Source organism: Marininema halotolerans (genome assembly GCF_900116235.1).
In the GTDB taxonomy this organism is placed as follows: domain Bacteria; phylum Bacillota; class Bacilli; order Thermoactinomycetales; family DSM-45169; genus Marininema; species Marininema halotolerans.
In genome coordinates this window covers 28638-46251 of sequence record NZ_FPAA01000002.1, presented here as the reverse complement: position 1 = coordinate 46251, position 17614 = coordinate 28638, and the positions used below count along the sequence as shown (strand labels likewise).

Genomic DNA, 17614 nt, shown 5'->3' with positions numbered 1-17614 from the left:
AAAAAAGCAGGGATTTCCCATACCAGAAGGGAGTCCATGCTCTTTAGCTGTATTTTGCAATTGTTACTAGTCAGTCGCTGTGTTTAAGAAAAAGTATATAAATCGAAGGACAATTTGTGGTAAGGATAGAGTTATCACACAAAACCTTACCAGAAATAGAATTGTCAATACATTGAGCAGTTGAACGTTATAGAACACTCTTCTCATCAGGCGTGTTGATTAGGCAGTATATTCCAGGTGGAGTGAACGAAAAACTACATGGCCCTCTTGGAAATTACGGCGTGCAATCGATGCATAAATATTGAAAACAATAACTAAAAAAGAAGTCTCTTTGTTTATAATGGATGAGTAGCTTTCAAACTCCAAACCCAAAACAAAGGAGACTTCTTTCATGAAACCAGATACCATTCTTTTTGACCACGCCTGTTAAGAACACACACAACTAACGTGATGTGTTATTGTCTTAGATATTATTATACAAGGGAAGATTACTTTCCGCAGGAACATCCAGAAGAATTTGCATTATTATTAGGAGAGATAGGCCTACCGTTTCTATCAAATGGCACTGTTATATTTACTAATTTTCCATTGCGTGTAGTCTGAATAAAGGCTCTTCTTTTATTCTCGTTCCTAAAATTAGGGAATCGAAATACTGTTTGTATAATCTTACCTTCTGATGTGCTGGTAAAAAGTATATACTGAAGAAACTTACTTGGTTTTAAAACAGTACCTATTCCTCCTGCACGGTTACGAAAGAATGCAACATCAGCATTAGATACTATAGAAGCCGGGCCCATACAGAAAAAAAATATACAATAACATGGCTCACCACCACAACTTTCTCTGAATGGGTTACATCCACCATCAGGACAAGCAACACGCCTTTGCCTTAAATTTAATATTATCTTTCTCACATCGACTGAAAATCTACTCATAAAATCACCCCTTTGTCTTCTAGTAGATGCATAAGGTGATACATTTGCGTGTGCTGGCATCTAATTATTAAACAAATGCAAAAAAAGCGTACCAGCGTTTATGAACTTCAAGAACACAGGCGTGTTGATCATTCATGTTATCACTAATCTACTAGCGTTCACCCCGCAGATGGTGGCTGATTTATATAAGGTCCGCTGGTCCATAGAACTCTTTTTCCGCTGGATTAAACAACATTTGAATGTGAAAACGCTGTTTGGACACAAAATGCAGTCTATGGGTAACTTCTCGGTGCTTGTATTGCCTATGTTCTCATCCATATGCTCTACTATTGGCAGAAACCTAAACGATTTCAAACCACTTCGATGCTCGAGTTTATGCGTAGTTTATGCATGTCCCATCTTCCAGCGGAATGGCTCCGTGCTCTATTCGATTGCCTGTATTCTCTCCGTTTTCAGCTTCCAAAAACAGGCTAATCAACACGCCTGTCTTCTCATATATCTCTTCTGTATTGAAGAAGTATGGTATTAGGTATCATTCAAATGGGCACTTGTTTAGATGATTTGATCAATTGGATAATAACGGGAGGATATATGAAAAAAGTTATTAAACGAAAATTATTAGTTACTATTTGTATGGTTTTTATTACATCACTATATATTTCTATCATTCCTTGGGAAGGATTACTCGCTGGATTTGGAACGCGGGTTTCCATTTTTATAGCTTTTCTCTTTTTTTCATCTCCTTTTTTGTTTCTATATGCATTGCCTGTTTCTATATATTCTGATTTTGTATCAAGAAGCTATCGATATCGATGGCTAGTATCGTTACTTATTCACATCGGGTTCTCAAGTATTTTATTACTCATATCTCCTATACTTTTTTCCAAGGAAGCAATTAATTATTATACATTTGATTATAAAATATTTTTATATGAATATACTTACTTTAATTTTATTGCCTTTCTATACTGGTTAGTTGATGAATTTTTTATACGATTATGGGACAGGAGGAGAAAATAAACTAAAAAGTGAGTGTTTTTGTGTGATTAGTGCAATTTTTAAAGAAATAAATAGTAGATTGTATTTGTGTACAGTATTGGAGTGTGAACCAAATAGTTCTTTTTATAAATGAAGAAAAGCAGATAACCCTTAACGCTTTTTGGAAGGGAAAAACAAACTTAACAATCTGTAAATCAAATTGGAATTTGTAATAGATAAATTTAATAAGATAATGAAGGAGGGACGTAAATGAAAAAAATAACATTAAGAAAATTATTAGTTACTATTTGTATGGTTTTTATTACATCCTTATATATTTCTTTATTTGCTAATGAATCAATACTATCTACATTCTCAACACGAGTTTCCATTTTTATAGCTTTTCTCTTTTTTTCAGCCCCTGTTTTGTTTCTATATGCACTGCCTGTTTCTATATATTCTGATTTTGTATCAAGAAGCTATCGATATCGATGGTTAGTATCGTTGCTTATTCACATCGGGTTCTCAAGTATTTTAATACTTATCTCTCCTATATTTATCGTTAAGGGAGGCGTTGGTTTTGAGGTATTTGATTCTGCATTCTTTTTTTATCTATTCATTCCTTTGAATTTTATTGCTTTCTTATATTGGTTGCTTGATGAATTGTTTCTACGATTATTGGGAGAGGGAAGGGAACACATCAAGAAATGAGTACGTTATTGTCACTAACGTAATTTTTGCAGGGGCAAATAAATCATCTTATCTTGTGTAGAGTGTTGGGGTGTGAACCGATCGAAGAATACCACGGAGGTAGAAACGAATTCATAGTGGGGTAAGGCGATTTCATCCATCATTTTGGGTAAAATTGTACTATGTTAAGATAAACCAAACATTAACGAGAGGGGGAAATCCAATGACTGAACCGAACCGATTGATCAAGGAAAAGTCCCCTTACCTGCTCCAACATGCATACAATCCAGTGGATTGGTACCCTTGGGGAGATGCGGCCTTTGAAAAAGCGAAGAAAGAAGATAAGCCCGTTTTTTTATCGATTGGTTACTCAACCTGCCATTGGTGTCATGTCATGGAGAAAGAATCCTTTGAAGATGAAGAAGTGGCCTATCTACTTAACGAGTGGTATGTTCCGATTAAGGTGGATCGGGAGGAGCGTCCTGATGTAGATCATCTGTATATGACCGTTTGTCAGGCACTCACGGGCCATGGTGGATGGCCGTTGACAGTGATCCTAACACCGGAGCAAAAGCCTTTTTTTGCAGGGACGTATTTTCCAAAAACCCCGCGTTATGGTCAGCCTGGGTTGATGGATATCTTGCATCGGGTTGCACAGGTGTGGAAAGATGAGCGCGAACAAGCAGAGAATGCCGGGGAGAAAATTACCCAAGCGCTTCAGACACAGTTGCTACATTCAGAGCAAGGGGAGTGGGCGGAGGAGGTTCTTGCGGAAGCCTATCATGAGTTCGCCTCTACCTTCGATGAACAATGGGGTGGATTTGGTGGAGCTCCTAAATTTCCTCGTTCCCATGATCTGATGTTTCTCCTACGCTATTGGCTGACTCATAAGGATTCCAAGGCATTGAGCATGGTGGAGAAGACCCTTGAAGGGATGAGGCAAGGGGGAATCTATGACCATATTGGCTATGGCTTTGCCCGCTATGCAGTGGATGAGAAATGGCAAGTGCCGCACTTTGAGAAGATGCTGTATGATAATGCGCTATTAGCTTATACATATTTAGAGGCGTATCAAGCAACGAAGAAGGAGACCTACGCCCAGACTGCTAGAGAAATTTTCACCTATGTCCTGCGGGATATGACGGCGCCTGAGGGTGGTTTTTATTCCGCAGAGGATGCGGATTCAGAAGGAGTCGAAGGGAAATTTTATGTCTGGACCCCGATGGAAGTGAAACAAGTACTGGGCGAGGTGGAGGGTGAGTTTTTTTGCCGTTGCTATGATATCCGAGAGGATGGGAACTTCGAGGGCAAGAGTATCCCCAATCGGATTGGCCAATCGATGGCATCCTTGGTGAGTCAGTTTAATATGACAGAAGAGGAGCTAAGTACCCGCTTGGAAGAAGGACGAAAAAGGCTATTTGATGTTCGGGAAGGGCGTCTTCGTCCCCATAAAGATGATAAGGTGCTCACCGCATGGAATGGTTTGATGATTGCGGCTTTGGCAAAGGGAGCGCGAGTGCTTGGTGAAGAAAAATACGCTGAAGCAGCGATCAGGTCCCTCACCTTTATTGAGCAAAAACTTGTGCGGGAAGATGGGCGCCTGCTCGCTCGTTGGCGGGATGGGGAAGCTGGAATTTTAGCCTATCTCGATGATTACGCTTTACTTTCCTGGGGATTGATTGAGCTTTACGAGGCGACATTCCAACCGCAGTATATACAGAAAGCCTTGAAGCGATCAGAGGAGATGCTCGCTTTGTTTGCTGATGAGGAGGAAGGGGGTCTCTTTTTTACCGGAGGCGATAGTGAACAATTATTAACCCGTACCAAGGAGACCACGGATGGTGCAATGCCCTCAGGCAATGGTGTAGCGACGCTAAATCTTCTGCGATTGGCGCGGATCACGGCGGATCCAGCCTGGGATCGACGGGCACAAAGGCAACTATCCGCCTTTGCCAAGACGATGAGCAATGCTCCCATGGCATATACCTTTACGTTGATGGCGGTTCAATTTACTTTTGCAAACCCCATGGAGGTTGTGATTTCGAGCAAAGCGAAGGATGCAACCACAAAAAAGATGCTCCGACTGGTTCAAGAAGCGTTTTTGCCAAATGCGATCCTTCTCTATCAATCAGAAGAGTTAAAGGATGAAATTGCTCACATCCTTCCCCACACCACCGAACAACTTCCGCTTGTCGAACAGGCAACGGCGTATATTTGTCAACAATATGCATGTGAACGCCCTATGACTTCCTTATCTGAACTGGAGGGACGACTCATTGGGAGATAGCTGGTCTGCCTACTCCCTCTTGTCACTTGATAGGAGTTCCCTAAAAAAAATGGGGGAAGAAAAATTCAAATTGGATGGCGAAAAGGGCGTAAGGGAAGGGCTGTTTTACAGATTGTGGTCTCCCTCATTTTCGCTGGCGAGTGGTTTCGAAAAGGGGCCGTTATACCTTAGCGGAGATAGAGACAGTAGACAATTCCCTATCAATATGGCAAAACAGGCGATTGAAAGGGGGTACTCGTCCCTTTCGATAAGGAAGCCTCCTACGTATTCTGTTACGGAAAACGCGATAGGAGGAATTGTCCATGAGTGGAAATTGTGGGGCTGGAAACTCTTACGGAAATTGCGGTTGGGGTGGCTGGGGTCTTAGACGTTTATTACTCTTCTTGTTAGTGATCGCTACGATCTTCTGTGTATTTGATGGTGGTTATGGCGGCGGCGGCGGTGGCGGCGGCTATGGTGGCGGCTGCGGCGGCTGGGGCGGCGGTTGCTGGTAAGCTGCTTGAAAAGGGGTCTTCCTTAACAGGGAAGACCCCTTTTTTATTATAATTAAAAGCGTTGCTCTTCCATTTTGGAAGGAGTAAACTTGTAGTGATATACATAGTGTTATTACTGTAGGGGGGCGATGTTTTTGCAAGATAAACTAAACGAGTTAAAGCGACATTTATCGGAAGCTTACGACTTATGGAACATTGGTGCATTGTTAAATTGGGATCAATCGACCTTTATGCCGAAGAATGGTGCGGCAGCTAGGGGACGACAGTTGGGATTGATGGGGAAGATTACGCATGAAAAGAGAACGGATCCCAAAATTGGCCGTCTTCTTGATGAATTATCCTCCTATGAAAAAAGTTTGCCAGCGGATTCCTTTGATGCCTCATTGATTCGTGTGGCTCGTCGTCAATATGAGAAGGACCTTCGGGTGCCGGCTTCCTTTATGGCAAAGATGATGAGTCATTTTACGGATACGTACCATGCTTGGGTAGAAGCTCGCCCAGCGAACGATTTTTCAAAAGTGCAAAATCACTTAGAAAAAACCCTTGATTTTAGTCGGCAATATGCTGAGTTCTTCCCGCATGACCATATTGCGGATCCCTTAATCGATGAATCCGATGAGGGAATGACAGTAGCGACTGTACGTCCCTTATTTGCGGATTTACGTAACCAGTTAGTTCCCTTGGTAAAGAAGGTGGCAGAGCAAGGGGCGATTGATGATTCTTGCGTAATGAAGCATTTTCCCGAAAAGGACCAGTGGGAATTTGGTCTTCAGGTGATTAAGCAAATGGGATATGACTTTGATCGCGGACGACTCGATAAAACCCATCATCCTTTTATGACCAAATTTTCTCTTGGCGATGTTCGCATTACCACACGGGTGAAAGAGAATAACTTGACGGAAGCCCTTTTCTCTACCATTCATGAGACCGGTCATGCTTTGTATGAACAAGGAATTTCGATGGACTTTGAAGGCACTCCCTTAGCAGAAGGCGCTTCTTCAGGTGTCCATGAAAGCCAATCACGTCTTTGGGAGAATCTTGTCGGTCGTAGCTATGGATTTTGGGAGCATTATTATCCGAAATTGCAAGCGACCTTTAAGGAACAGCTTGGAAATGTTCCGTTAGATTCCTTTTATCGCGCGATCAATAAAGTAGAACCTTCATTGATTCGTACCGATGCCGATGAGTTAACCTATAATCTTCATGTGATGATTCGGTTCGATCTGGAGTTGGATCTTCTCGAAGGAAAACTAGCGGTAAAAGACCTGCCAGAAGCTTGGCGTGCACGGTATAAGAGTGATTTGGGAGTATTTGACCCAAGGGATGAAAATGGTGTACTTCAAGATGTTCACTGGTATGCTGGTTATATCGGTGGGGCATTCCAAGGCTATACGTTAGGAAATATTCTCTCCGCACAATTTTATGATGCGGCCTTGCGTGCAAATCCGAGTATCCCCAATCAGATTCGAAATGGTGAATTTGGTTCGTTACATGGATGGCTGAAGGAGAACCTGTATCAATACGGTTCGCAATACTCACCTTCAGACCTGATACAGAAAGCGAGTGGATCTCCGCTCACTGTAAAGCCTTATATTGCTTACTTACAAGAGAAATTCGGAAACTTATACCGAGTATAATCAATAACGAGGTGGGGGATTTGCCCCACTTCTTTTTTTATAGGACGACAAGCGATCTCCTTTGATCACTGCTTCAAAGTTGTTTCCTGATCAGGTAGAAATTAAAAATCGATGATGAGGGCGGTGATCATGTACAATATAAAGAAAATGATGCGGGTCATCACGTGAAGGAAGGGAAGACTTGGAATGCCTAAGCATGAATTTCGCCTTACCGCGGATTGGTTTGGAGGAAGAGCGGGTGAGGGCCACATTGCTGCTGGGAATCTTAACACGAAAATATCGATCCCAGAGGTGATGAAGGGCCCGGGGATTGGTACAAATCCCGATGAAATGATGATTGGTGCAGCGGCAACGTGTTATTTGATTACGCTAGCAGCTATGCTGGAGCGAAAGAACATCCCCGTATCGAGCCTGACCCTTGAGACGATCGGAGTCGTCAGTGTGGAGATGACAGGCCAAATCTTCGAAAAGATGACCCATCGACCGCATGTGATTCTTCACTCGGGTGTCAATGTGGAACAAATGGAGGAAGCGAGAGCTGCTACGGAAGCTGCAGAAAGGCGATGTATGATCTCCAATGCCATGCGGGGAAATGTGGCGTTAGCTGTTGAGGCTACGGTGGTCATTGCATCATCAAATGGAGATTGAAAGCATAAAAAAAAAGACCCACATACCTGGGTCTTTTTTTGTTACTCGGTTACTTGGCTCTTGGCACTTTTCCCCTTTTGACTTGTAAAATCAACAAGTCGACCGGAGTCGTGGAGAATCCGATAAGCGAATCCTTCGGCTTCTTTTTCCTTTAGAATCGCAAATCCTTTCTCCTTGGCCTCATGATCATTTTGTGCCTCGATGGGTTGATCGACGAGCTTCTTTCCTTCATTGCTGTAGGCGGTAACATGATACATGGATCGGAGCCCCCTTGTGTTAAGTCATCGTTGACAAATATAAGGTGTGAGGATGAATATTTCCTATGTGAGAGAACAAGGTCGCTATACTCATCTCGATTCATCGTTCTATCATCATACCAAAAAGGCCGAATTCATGCGAGGGGGGCCCTTATCGCGGACCGGGTTTAAATCTCGTAAAAAAAAGTTCATTTTCTGTTAAAACAGAAAATGAACCTAGATGCTGGATACGGTAAGGGGGTTACCGTTGATACCAATCTAACGTTTCTATACGAATGATAGGTTAATGGGATGTAAATGTTTTGTTGATCTTTCTTGATGAGAGGGAGTGGCTAGGGTAAAGTGAGAAGAAAACGGATGGGTAGGGAAGATCCAAGGAGGGTTACCATGAGTATTGAGGTGACAGCAAGAGCTCTACAGTGGTTTCAAAGGGAGCTATCCCTGAAAGAAGGGGATGCCCTTCGCTTTGATGTACGGTATGATGATGCACATTCATCTGGAAGGAATCCTCATGGATTCTCCCTGCGATTGACAATGGAAAAGCCACGTCGTCCAGGGATTAAGACCATCGTAGAGGGAATTACCTTTTATATTGAGGAAGACGAATTGTGGTTTCTTGATGGCAATTCCCTTCGCGTCGATTATGATGTCGAGGATGATGAACTGTTATATGAGATCGAAGATCCAGTGTAACAGCCCTTATGTTTGTGAAGGGGGTTCCTTCGGGGGTGTGGTACTTGAAGCGACATCACCGATGGTTTTCGTTCGCGATTTCCTAAGGCAGAGTGCACCAGAGATAATAAGTAGAATTCCTGGGAGCAACCAGAGAATAAATGTGAGGCAAAAACCAAGAATGCCTGTAATGAGATGAATGACCCCACTTAATACATGATTCTTCTGAATCCGTGAGGGCATGGAATAAAGAATGGAGGCACCTGACAGGAGCAAGAGCAGAATACCTTCAATTAAGATGATATTTGAATTGATCGCTGAAAACTGTTCGAAGTCAACGAGGGTTGAGCTAATGTAGGCCCCAAAGATCATCAAGATGGCTAAACAGGCGCCAAGGATCCCACCGATCAAACCTAAAACGAATTCACTTGTACGGTTCATCATCTTCTCCCCTTTAACGGTAACATAGGTTTTCAAAACCATGATTGTTCTTATGCGATCGTGTTGCCAATTATGAACGAGCGACTTTGAATGTTGTACCATATCCCCCAGCATCCCTCCTATCTGTGTGATAGGAGGGATTTGTCGGTTGAATGCTACATCAAGGTATGAGGATAAGGGAATGATGGTGACAGGTTCGGTCAGACTATTGTTAAAGGAACATTCCTCGTTGAGTTTATCCTTGAGAAAAATGATAAAAACGATTATTATGGACGTGAGGTTGTTTTAATGTTCGTCTTTAAAGGGGGTAGGAGGGGTATTATGGAGCGTTTATTTGGTCTTGTGGATCGTGGAACGAACATTCCCCGGGAGATCTTGGCTGGATTAACTACGTTTTTAACCATGGTGTATATTGTCGTGGTGAATCCAACGATACTGGGTAAAGCGGGAATGGATTTTGGTGCGGTTTTTGTGGCTACAATATTAGCTTCAGTGATCAGTACCTTAATCATGGGGCTTTTCGCTAATTATCCCATTGCCATCGCACCGGGAATGGGACTTAATGCGTACTTTGCTTTTAGCGTCGTCGGTCAAAGTAAAATTGGTTGGGAAACCGCCATGGGGGCTGTATTTGTTGCTGGGGTTATCTTTTTACTTCTCTCCTTTACAAAGTTTCGAGAAGCACTCATCCATGCGATACCTTCCAGCCTGAAATATGGGATTACTGCAGGAATTGGGTTGTTCATTGCATTTATTGGCTTAAAATCTTCAGGTATTATCGTCAATGACGAAGTGAACTTAGTTGGTTTGGGTGATTTTCATCATCCGATGACCCTTCTTAGTTTAGGGGGATTGGTCATCACTTTGATCTTGATGACCTTGCGGGTTCCGGGTGCATTTTTTGTGGGAATGGTATTGATTGGCCTGTATGCTTGGATTGCTGGTTTCTTTCATATGCCATCCACGGTGCTGACCTTACCACCGAGTATGTCCCCTACCTTTGGCGCAGCCATAAGCTCTTTGCCTGCGGTGTTTGATCAGGGGTTATATGCGATCATTTTTGCATTTTTGCTAGTTACTTTATTTGACACCACAGGTACAATGATTGGAGTGGCTGAGCAAGCAGGGCTGATGAAAGATGGGACTTTTCCCAGAATGCGTTCAGCGTTAGTTGCTGATGCGGCAGGCATGACGGCAGGGGCTGTGATGGGTACAACGCCAACGAGTGCCTACATCGAGTCATCGACAGGAGTGGCTACGGGGGGGCGTACGGGGCTTACTGCGGTGGTTGTCAGCCTATTGTTTATGGGGACACTTTTTTTTGAACCATTGGTGGCTGCAGTCGCTGCCTTACCAGCCATTACAGCGCCTACCCTTATCATCGTCGGGTGTTTGATGATGGGAGGACTTTCAAAGGTACAGTGGAATGACTTTGATGAGGCCTTCCCAGCCTTTATCACCATGTTAAGTATGCCGCTCACGTTCAGTATTGCTACAGGGATTGCCTTTGGCTTTATTTCCTACCCCCTCTTAAAAATCGTGCGGGGACAAGGGCGTGAGGTGCATCCACTTTTATATCTCTTTATGATCTTATTTATCCTGCAAATGGCGTTTCTTCCTCATTAAGAAGAGGGTGAAAGAGGCTGATTCCCAGGAATCAGCCTCTTTTTGCGTTAGAACAATGGAGGAGGTGGAGAATGAAACCGCGGTCAGAAAGAAGATGGTTTCTCGTTTTGCTAGGCGTGGTCGCTACTGCGGGTCTTACACAAGGGCTGTTACTACCATTGGTCGCTACCCTGCTTGAAAAAAAAGGCGTCTCTTCGAGTATGAATGGGCTTCATGCCACTGCGCTCTATCTTGGTATTCTGTTGTCGACTCCCTTTTGTGGATGGCTTGTCAGGCGATACGGATACCGCTTTGTTATTCTTATAGGCATGGTGCTCTTACTAGGGTGCACTTTCTTGTTTCCGATTTTTACTGGTTTTGTTCCTTGGATGGTACTTCGATTTTTAATTGGGGTAGGCGATAGTATTTTGCATTATGCGACCCAGTTATGGATTACTGCAGAAAGTCCTGTTCATTTAAGGGGACGTCGTGTCTCTCAATATGGACTGGCCTTTGCCATGGGATTTGGACTGGGTCCCCTCGGGATGAATCTATTGAAGTGGGGAGAGTGGGTCCCCTTTATCACAATGGGTGTGCTTCTTCTCTTTGTCTTTGGCGGGACGTTTTTTCTAAAGGATCAACGGCCACCAGTGGACTCCCGAGTAGAAGCAAGTCGTAGCAGAATGTTGCGAATTTATCGGTGGAGTTTTGTTGCGCTTTGCCCTGCTTTTTTGTATGGGTTTTTAGAAGCGACGCTTTCGGGTAGCTTTCCCGTCTATGGGTTGCGGAACGGTCTTGGGACCTCGTGGGTATCGATCTTAATTAGTGCCTTTGTCTATGGCAGTCTACTCTTTCAATTACCCTTGGGTATTCTTTCTGATCGTTTGGGGAGGAAGAAGGTACTGGGTGGAATCTGTTTCATAGGGGCGATAGGAATGGCCGTCATCCCTTTGGTTATTGAGAATGCGTGGTTATTGTTGTTGGTTTTTGCGCTGGTAGGTGGATTGCTGGGTTCGTTGTTTTCTTTGGGGCTTGCTTTTTTGGCGGATATCCTGCCGATGGAGGATCTACCAGAAGGAAACGCCCTAGCGAGTGCACACTTTGCGATTGGATGTGTATTGGGGCCCTATATTGGGGGTGTGCTCATTCAGTCGGTGGGTGGGGATAGTCTCTTTTATCTAATAGCAGGAACGTTATTGGCCTTCGTCATCCTCACTCTTCGTTACCAGACACCTTCTCCGGTAAGGGCTTATGATGGGAGTGAAGGAGAGAAGATCACCTCAGAAGGATGAGGTGATAGTGAGTGGTTTATTGCGTGTTTTTGGCGAGAAAGAATCCAGCACTTTTTCGTAGACGAAAGGAACCGTGGGCTTCGATTTCCTGTTGAATGATCCGACTGACATCGGAGATTAATGTGGCCCGTTGCTCTGCTGAAATGCCCCCTCGTTCAACCATACCCGATGCATAGTAGTCGATAACCGGTGCTGACTCGAAAAAGACAAGGGAATCATCTAAAATATATCGCTCCCACCAGTTCACATAGGGACGTAAATATTGATCACCATTTTCTAAGGAGAAGCGAGCATATCCTTCGGTTTGTTCATCGACAAGGGGAAATCCCCAGTGTTCACGACAGTTTTGATCAATCGTCATCAGTTCGGTATAATTCGTACGGCTTCCCGTAGCAATCATCAGGGTTCCGCCTGGACGCAATACACGGATGAGCTCGCCCAGTGCTTGATTGATGTCGGGTACATGGTAAAGACAAAAGTTTGCCATGACTAGATCAAAAGTATGGTCGGTAAAGGGCAACATCTGTACATCACTGACAATCAATTGAATATTGTTGGTTTGATTTGCGCGTTTCTGAAGACCCTGGATCATGCCAGGGGAGAGATCGAGTCCAGTTACTTCTCCCTTGGGAAATAATCTGTTGGCAAGGGGGAATAGCCATCCACCTGATCCACATCCCGCGTCGAGTACCCGTTCATCGCCATTCAACGGGAGTTTTTGAAGTGTCCAATCGACAAAAGGAGTGGGGGATTGACTGTAGTGTTTGTGTATCTGGCGCCGGAGTTCCAGTTGTCGATCATCCCGATATTGTTCTAAAGCGATTGCCTTATGGTTCATGGATGAAAACTCCCTTTCTCTATGTACAAGATTTGGAGCAGATTCTATATTATCACATTCGATATGAAAATTGGTTAATATTTGGGAATATTCGTAGTAGCGAAAAGGGTACGGATTGTACAGCGAAAAAGTAGATAAGAGGGGGATTAGGGATTTATATTTTTGCTAAAGCCTAAAGGTCATCGTATAATGGAATCAATGAAATGAACGGAGGTATCCAAAGTATCGCGATGCGCACTTACTGATCGTACTCACGAACCATTAACTATGTAGCGTTGTAGTTATCGGTTTCTACCGGATGCACGGTAGGGGGTAGGGTTAGTGCGCCTTTTTGGTGCTTATGGATACAAAACGATGGACTTGAGCCGCAAGGGAACGAAATGCTGCGTTACCTGTGCTCAGGTTCATTTGTTCGGTGATCCATCGATAGAGTTACCCCCTCCTGCGCAGGTGAAACCTGGGTTTTTTTTATATCCAAGCACGGGAGGGATGTTCGTTGTTTGTCGTAAAAGCACAAGATCTTAGCAAAGAATGTAATGGGATCACCGTAGTAAAGGATGCGAATTTAGAAATACAGGCAGGAGAAAAGGTGGCATTAATCGGGGCCAATGGAGTTGGTAAGACATCGTTGTTGCGACTGCTTATGGGAGAGTGGTTACCCGATCAAGGGAAGATTCATCGGCAGTTGCCGGTCTCCTCTTGGGGGATGTTGGAGCAGACACCACACGTGGAAGAGAAATGGACCCTGCTGGATTTTGTCCAGGCAGGCTCGGTTAAGCACTATCACCTCCTTTTGAAGCTTCAAGATGCTGAACAAGCTTTGTCAGAAGCGGATGCAAATCAGTTGGAAAAATCCTTGGCTCACTATGCCCAATGCCAAGAAGCCTACCAAATGGTACAGGGGTATGAGTGGGAGCAAGAAGTAGATGAGACATTGAATCGGTTAGGGCTTCCGAAAAACCGATATCCGATTCCCTATGTTCATCTTAGTGGAGGCGAAAAAACCCGTGCACAGCTAGCTCGCATGATGATCCATCGACCGGATTTCATTTTGCTAGATGAACCTACCAATCATTTAGACTTATCGATGATGAATGGGTTAGTCGAATGGCTTAACAATTATAAGGGGGCTGTCCTACTTGTCTCCCATGATCGGTGGTTGATTGATCAGACTGTCGATGCCGTTGTGGAGCTAACACAGGATGGCACCCGCCGATATAAGGGGGGCTATAGCTCCTATCGGCGCGAACGCGATCGCGAAGAAAGTGAACAGCGTTCCCTCTATAAAAAACAAGTCCGAGAGCAAAAAAAGCTAGAGGAATCCATTCAACGTTACCGTACGTGGTTTAATCGTGCTCATCAAGCGGCAGGAGAGCGTAACCCTTTTTATAAAAAGAAGGCCAATAAAAATCAAACACGCTTCCGTGCCAAGGAAGAAGCATTAAAACGATTAAAACAGGAGATGACGGAAGCTCCGCATAAAGAAGCGACTTTGCGAATGGATCTTTCTGGTGGGAAATTTTCTCCACGTACCCTTTTACGTACCAAGGAAATGGCTTTATCCTTTGGCAAAGAACCCAAGTTCAAATTACATCCACTTACGTTTGCGCTTCAGCGTGGGGAACGTTGGGGAGTAGTTGGAGCGAATGGCAGTGGGAAAACCACCTTGTTGCGTTTACTGATCGGGGAGCTGCAGCCGAGTGCAGGAGAGGTTTTGATTCACCCGGAAGTTACGATGGGTTATTTTGCTCAGGAGTTAGAGAATCTGGACCCTGAGGGAACGGTGTTAGAGAGTCTTCTCTCCTTACCAGGGATGACGGTAGTAGAGGCGAGAAACCTGTTGGCCAGTTTTTTGTTTCCTGGGGATGCGGTACATCGCCGGATCAATGAATTAAGTATGGGGGAAAAATGTCGTGTTGCTTTCTTGCATCTTTATTTTTCCGGGGCGGATTTAATTGTCCTCGATGAGCCTACTAATTACCTTGATATCGTGACCCGGGAAAAAATTGAAGAAGCCTTGCTTCACTTCCCTGGCTCCATGATACTTGTTTCCCATGATCGACAACTGATTGAAGGCGTGACGAACCGAACATTGATTTTGGATCAGGGAAGGGTCGAGACCTTTGCAGGATCCTATGAGGAATATAGGGAACATCGAAGGGAAAAAGAAAGTTATCCCTCACAAAGTGATAGAGCCAACCGAATTCGTAGTCTAGAATGGCAACTCATTCAGTTAATGACAGCGACGGAAGCGAGTGATATAGCGACGGAAGACGAGGTTTTGCTTAAAATTAAAGAGGTGCAACATGAATTACATCGTCTCCGCCGGGACGAGTAATCATCGAGGCCTGCTACTCAACATCTTCATTTTTGAGTAGCAGGCCTTAAATTTCACAACGATAACGGAAGTGATTCCGTTAAATCACAGGCGTTTTATGGTGTTAGCATTGTCTAATGCGATAGATCGTCAGTTATTTGATTGAAATATTAAAATTAGTTATTCCAATTATTTGTAACCGTAGTGTAGAATAGGAGAGACTTAGTAATCATGAAAAGGAGTGTCTTAATGGAACCTTCGAAAATAAAAGATGTAGGGGAAGTTATACGAAGAGTTAGGAAATCGAAGGGACTCAGACTCGAGGATTTAGCCGATGACAAAATCTCTCCTGCGACGATCAGTAACATCGAGCGAGGGATTGCGCATGTCCATCAATCAAAAGTTTACTATATTGTCAATAAGCTAGGGATAAGCATGGAACATGTGCCTTCTATTTTGCTGGAGCAAAAAGAGGAACTGGATGAGGTAAGATTTAATCTCTTTTCAATTGACACGTTGATCAATTTAGAAGATGCAAGGGGAGCGTTAAAAGAGCTTGAGGAAATGGATTTAGATGATCATCATCCCTATGCAGCGATGTATCAGCACCTAAAAGGTAAAGCCTATCTATATCTTAAAAATTGGAAGCGAGCAGAGAGGTGCTTAGGAGCTGCCATAAATTTAAGTAGTCAAAATAATGATATAGAAAATACAGAAGCACTTTCGTTTTTAAATCTGAGCTCGTGTTGTTATTATCAAAATGAAATTGAGAAAGCGTTAGAATTTGTTTATAGTGGATTAGATGCATTTAAGAGAGAACATGGAAATAAATATATAAGGCTTTATCTTATTAGAAATGAAGTTACATTTCTTGACAGACTAGGAAGATCAGTAGAAGGATTACGGGTAATTCAAGATGTCTGGGATCAGTTAAAGGGATTTGAGGATACAGATACTGTTCTATTTTTCTATTTAGCAAGGGCAGAATTACTTAGTAAAACAGGGATGATAGATGAAGCCGCAGAATATGCTACGCAAGGATTGAAAATTGCCAAAATAAGCAAAACCCACATGTTTATTTTTAATTTATACCTTACATTGGGTAGTCTTTATACATCGAATGGACAATGGAAAAAAGCAGAACGGTGTATTCATACAACATTAGCTTCTAAACATTTAATGAGTAGTGAGAACCCCTTGACCGATGCATATATTAGATTAGGAAAATTAAATCTATTACAAGAGAAGCGAGTGGAAGCGAAAGAGGCTTATGAGATGGCAATTGCCAACGCAGAGAAACTGAATGATGCCCCGAGACTTATAACGGCATTAAAAGCGATGGGAGACTATTTTAAAACATGTGGCGAAAAATTAGAGGCAAGCCCATATTATGAACGAGCCCTGAAGTTGGCGCAACAATATAATTATAGAAAAGATGAGAGTGAACTGCATTTTTGTCTTGCATTATGCTATCAGGACAACAACCAGCAGGAATTCCAAAATAGCTTACTGAATATATATGAATCGAAGAAAAGATTAGAAAGTAGAGAGGAGGGTGCTTTTTGAAGAAAAAAATGATGATCATGCTAATGATACTTGTAGTCTCGGCACTAACACCAATTTTGCATGTTGATAAGCCGAATCATACAAGCTCTCAAGGTGTATCACAAGATGTTCTAGAGCCAACTGTAGGATAAAACCTTATTTTATAAAACTGTCATTTGACAGTTTTATTTTTTTGTTCATCTATGTTCTACTACAGGTATATCGAGTTTTAAGGATAGCGTACTTATTATAAAAATGTGTGGTGTGATGGATGTCCATATTGGAAGTGGAGAAGCTTTGTGTAAGCTATGGGAAGAAGAGTGTTGTTCAAGATCTTAGCTTCTGTTTAGAGGAAGGAGAGTTACTCGGGTTAATTGGTCCCAACGGTGCGGGTAAGAGTACGACCATTCGAGTCATTTTAGGGTTGATGAAGAAGACGGCAGGGGAGATTACGATAAAGGGGAGTGATCAGCGATATGGTTATGTTCCGGAACATCCAATTTTATATGATGAACTAACCTTGTGGGAGCATCTCCAATTGTTAGCAGCCACCCATGAGGTGCCTAACTTTGAACAAGAAGCCAATCAGTTATTGGAGCGATTTCGCTTGAGCAGTGTACGTCATCATCTTCCCTTAGGGTTTTCAAAGGGGATGAAGCAAAAGGTGATGATCGTCTTGGCGTTTCTGATGAAACCGGATTTGTATGTGATTGATGAGCCGTTTATTGGATTAGACCCGAAGGCGATTAAAGAATTGATCCAACTGTTACATGAAGAAAAAAAGCGTGGTGCTGGTATTTTAATGTGTACCCATGTCCTGGATACCGCAGAGAAGATCTGTGATACGTTTTTGTTGTTGGATCAGGGTCAATGTATTGCGCAAGGGAAATTAGGAAACCTACGTGATCAGTGTGGATTATCGGATGCTTCATTGTTTGACTGTTTTGACTATCTAACATCATAACGATTGGAGAATGA

At 43.2% G+C, this 17614-nt stretch carries 15 protein-coding genes and 1 pseudogene; 12 read left to right on the top strand and 4 right to left on the bottom strand.

The window, feature by feature from the left end:
- Window positions 1-488 precede the first annotated feature (488 nt).
- The gene (locus tag CHX35_RS17205) at window positions 489-935 is read right to left on the bottom strand and encodes a hypothetical protein (RefSeq protein WP_140413534.1); all 447 of its coding nucleotides are present in this window, start codon (window positions 933-935) and stop codon (window positions 489-491) included.
- A gap of 100 nt (window positions 936-1035) precedes the next feature.
- On the opposite strand from CHX35_RS17205, the pseudogene CHX35_RS18080 reads away from it, so the two are divergent.
- The 5 genes and pseudogenes from CHX35_RS18080 to CHX35_RS02795 all read left to right on the top strand — a co-directional run.
- Window positions 1036-1194 (top strand): annotated as a pseudogene (locus CHX35_RS18080) (transposase); the annotation flags it as partial.
- A gap of 989 nt (window positions 1195-2183) precedes the next feature.
- The gene (locus tag CHX35_RS02815) at window positions 2184-2624 is read left to right on the top strand and encodes a hypothetical protein (RefSeq protein WP_091833610.1); all 441 of its coding nucleotides are present in this window, start codon (window positions 2184-2186) and stop codon (window positions 2622-2624) included.
- 202 nt (window positions 2625-2826) lie between these two features.
- Window positions 2827-4890, top strand: a complete 2064-nt coding sequence (locus CHX35_RS02810) for a thioredoxin domain-containing protein (protein ID WP_091833607.1) — start codon at window positions 2827-2829, stop codon at window positions 4888-4890.
- A 628-nt stretch (window positions 4891-5518) separates the two neighbouring features.
- The gene (locus tag CHX35_RS02800) at window positions 5519-7021 is read left to right on the top strand and encodes a carboxypeptidase M32 (RefSeq protein WP_425435290.1); all 1503 of its coding nucleotides are present in this window, start codon (window positions 5519-5521) and stop codon (window positions 7019-7021) included.
- Window positions 7022-7207: 186 nt separating this feature from the next.
- Window positions 7208-7669 (top strand): OsmC family protein, encoded by a 462-nt coding sequence (locus CHX35_RS02795; RefSeq protein ID WP_091833595.1) that lies wholly within the window; start codon window positions 7208-7210, stop codon window positions 7667-7669.
- A 41-nt stretch (window positions 7670-7710) separates the two neighbouring features.
- Here the strand turns inward: CHX35_RS02795 and CHX35_RS17190 are convergent, their stop codons facing one another.
- Window positions 7711-7926, bottom strand: coding sequence for a YhzD family protein (locus CHX35_RS17190; RefSeq protein WP_140413532.1), 216 nt, complete (start codon window positions 7924-7926; stop codon window positions 7711-7713).
- A gap of 387 nt (window positions 7927-8313) precedes the next feature.
- Between CHX35_RS17190 and CHX35_RS02785 the strand changes: the two genes are divergently transcribed.
- Window positions 8314-8619: a HesB/YadR/YfhF family protein gene (locus CHX35_RS02785; protein WP_091833591.1), complete on the top strand. Its 306-nt coding sequence runs from the start codon at window positions 8314-8316 to the stop codon at window positions 8617-8619.
- A gap of 6 nt (window positions 8620-8625) precedes the next feature.
- On the opposite strand, the gene CHX35_RS02780 is transcribed toward CHX35_RS02785, so the two are convergent.
- Complete coding sequence (locus CHX35_RS02780) at window positions 8626-9141, bottom strand: DUF4064 domain-containing protein (RefSeq protein ID WP_176391839.1); 516 nt, start codon at window positions 9139-9141, stop codon at window positions 8626-8628.
- Window positions 9142-9360: 219 nt separating this feature from the next.
- On the opposite strand from CHX35_RS02780, the gene CHX35_RS02775 reads away from it, so the two are divergent.
- Window positions 9361-10665 carry an NCS2 family permease gene (locus CHX35_RS02775; protein ID WP_091833584.1) on the top strand — a complete coding sequence of 435 codons (1305 nt, stop codon included), beginning with the start codon at window positions 9361-9363 and terminating at the stop codon, window positions 10663-10665.
- Between the two features lie 71 nt (window positions 10666-10736).
- Window positions 10737-11936 carry an MFS transporter gene (locus CHX35_RS02770; protein ID WP_091833581.1) on the top strand — a complete coding sequence of 400 codons (1200 nt, stop codon included), beginning with the start codon at window positions 10737-10739 and terminating at the stop codon, window positions 11934-11936.
- Window positions 11937-11952: 16 nt separating this feature from the next.
- On the opposite strand, the gene CHX35_RS02765 is transcribed toward CHX35_RS02770, so the two are convergent.
- A complete protein-coding gene (locus CHX35_RS02765; protein WP_091833578.1) occupies window positions 11953-12774 on the bottom strand; it encodes a class I SAM-dependent methyltransferase in 822 nt (273 codons plus the stop codon).
- A gap of 496 nt (window positions 12775-13270) precedes the next feature.
- On the opposite strand from CHX35_RS02765, the gene abc-f reads away from it, so the two are divergent.
- The 4 genes from abc-f (at window position 13271) to CHX35_RS02750 (ending at window position 17600) form a co-directional block, all read left to right on the top strand.
- On the top strand, window positions 13271-15112 hold the full coding sequence (gene abc-f, locus CHX35_RS02760; protein WP_091833575.1) for a ribosomal protection-like ABC-F family protein: 1842 nt from the start codon (window positions 13271-13273) through the stop codon (window positions 15110-15112).
- 228 nt (window positions 15113-15340) lie between these two features.
- Window positions 15341-16657, top strand: a complete 1317-nt coding sequence (locus CHX35_RS02755) for a helix-turn-helix domain-containing protein (protein WP_176391838.1) — start codon at window positions 15341-15343, stop codon at window positions 16655-16657.
- A complete protein-coding gene (locus tag CHX35_RS17955) occupies window positions 16654-16788 on the top strand; it encodes a hypothetical protein (protein WP_281252042.1) in 135 nt (44 codons plus the stop codon). Before CHX35_RS02755 ends, CHX35_RS17955 begins: the two co-directional genes overlap by 4 nt.
- Window positions 16789-16907: 119 nt before the next feature.
- Window positions 16908-17600, top strand: a complete 693-nt coding sequence (locus CHX35_RS02750; protein WP_091833569.1) for an ABC transporter ATP-binding protein — start codon at window positions 16908-16910, stop codon at window positions 17598-17600.
- Window positions 17601-17614 lie beyond the last annotated feature (14 nt).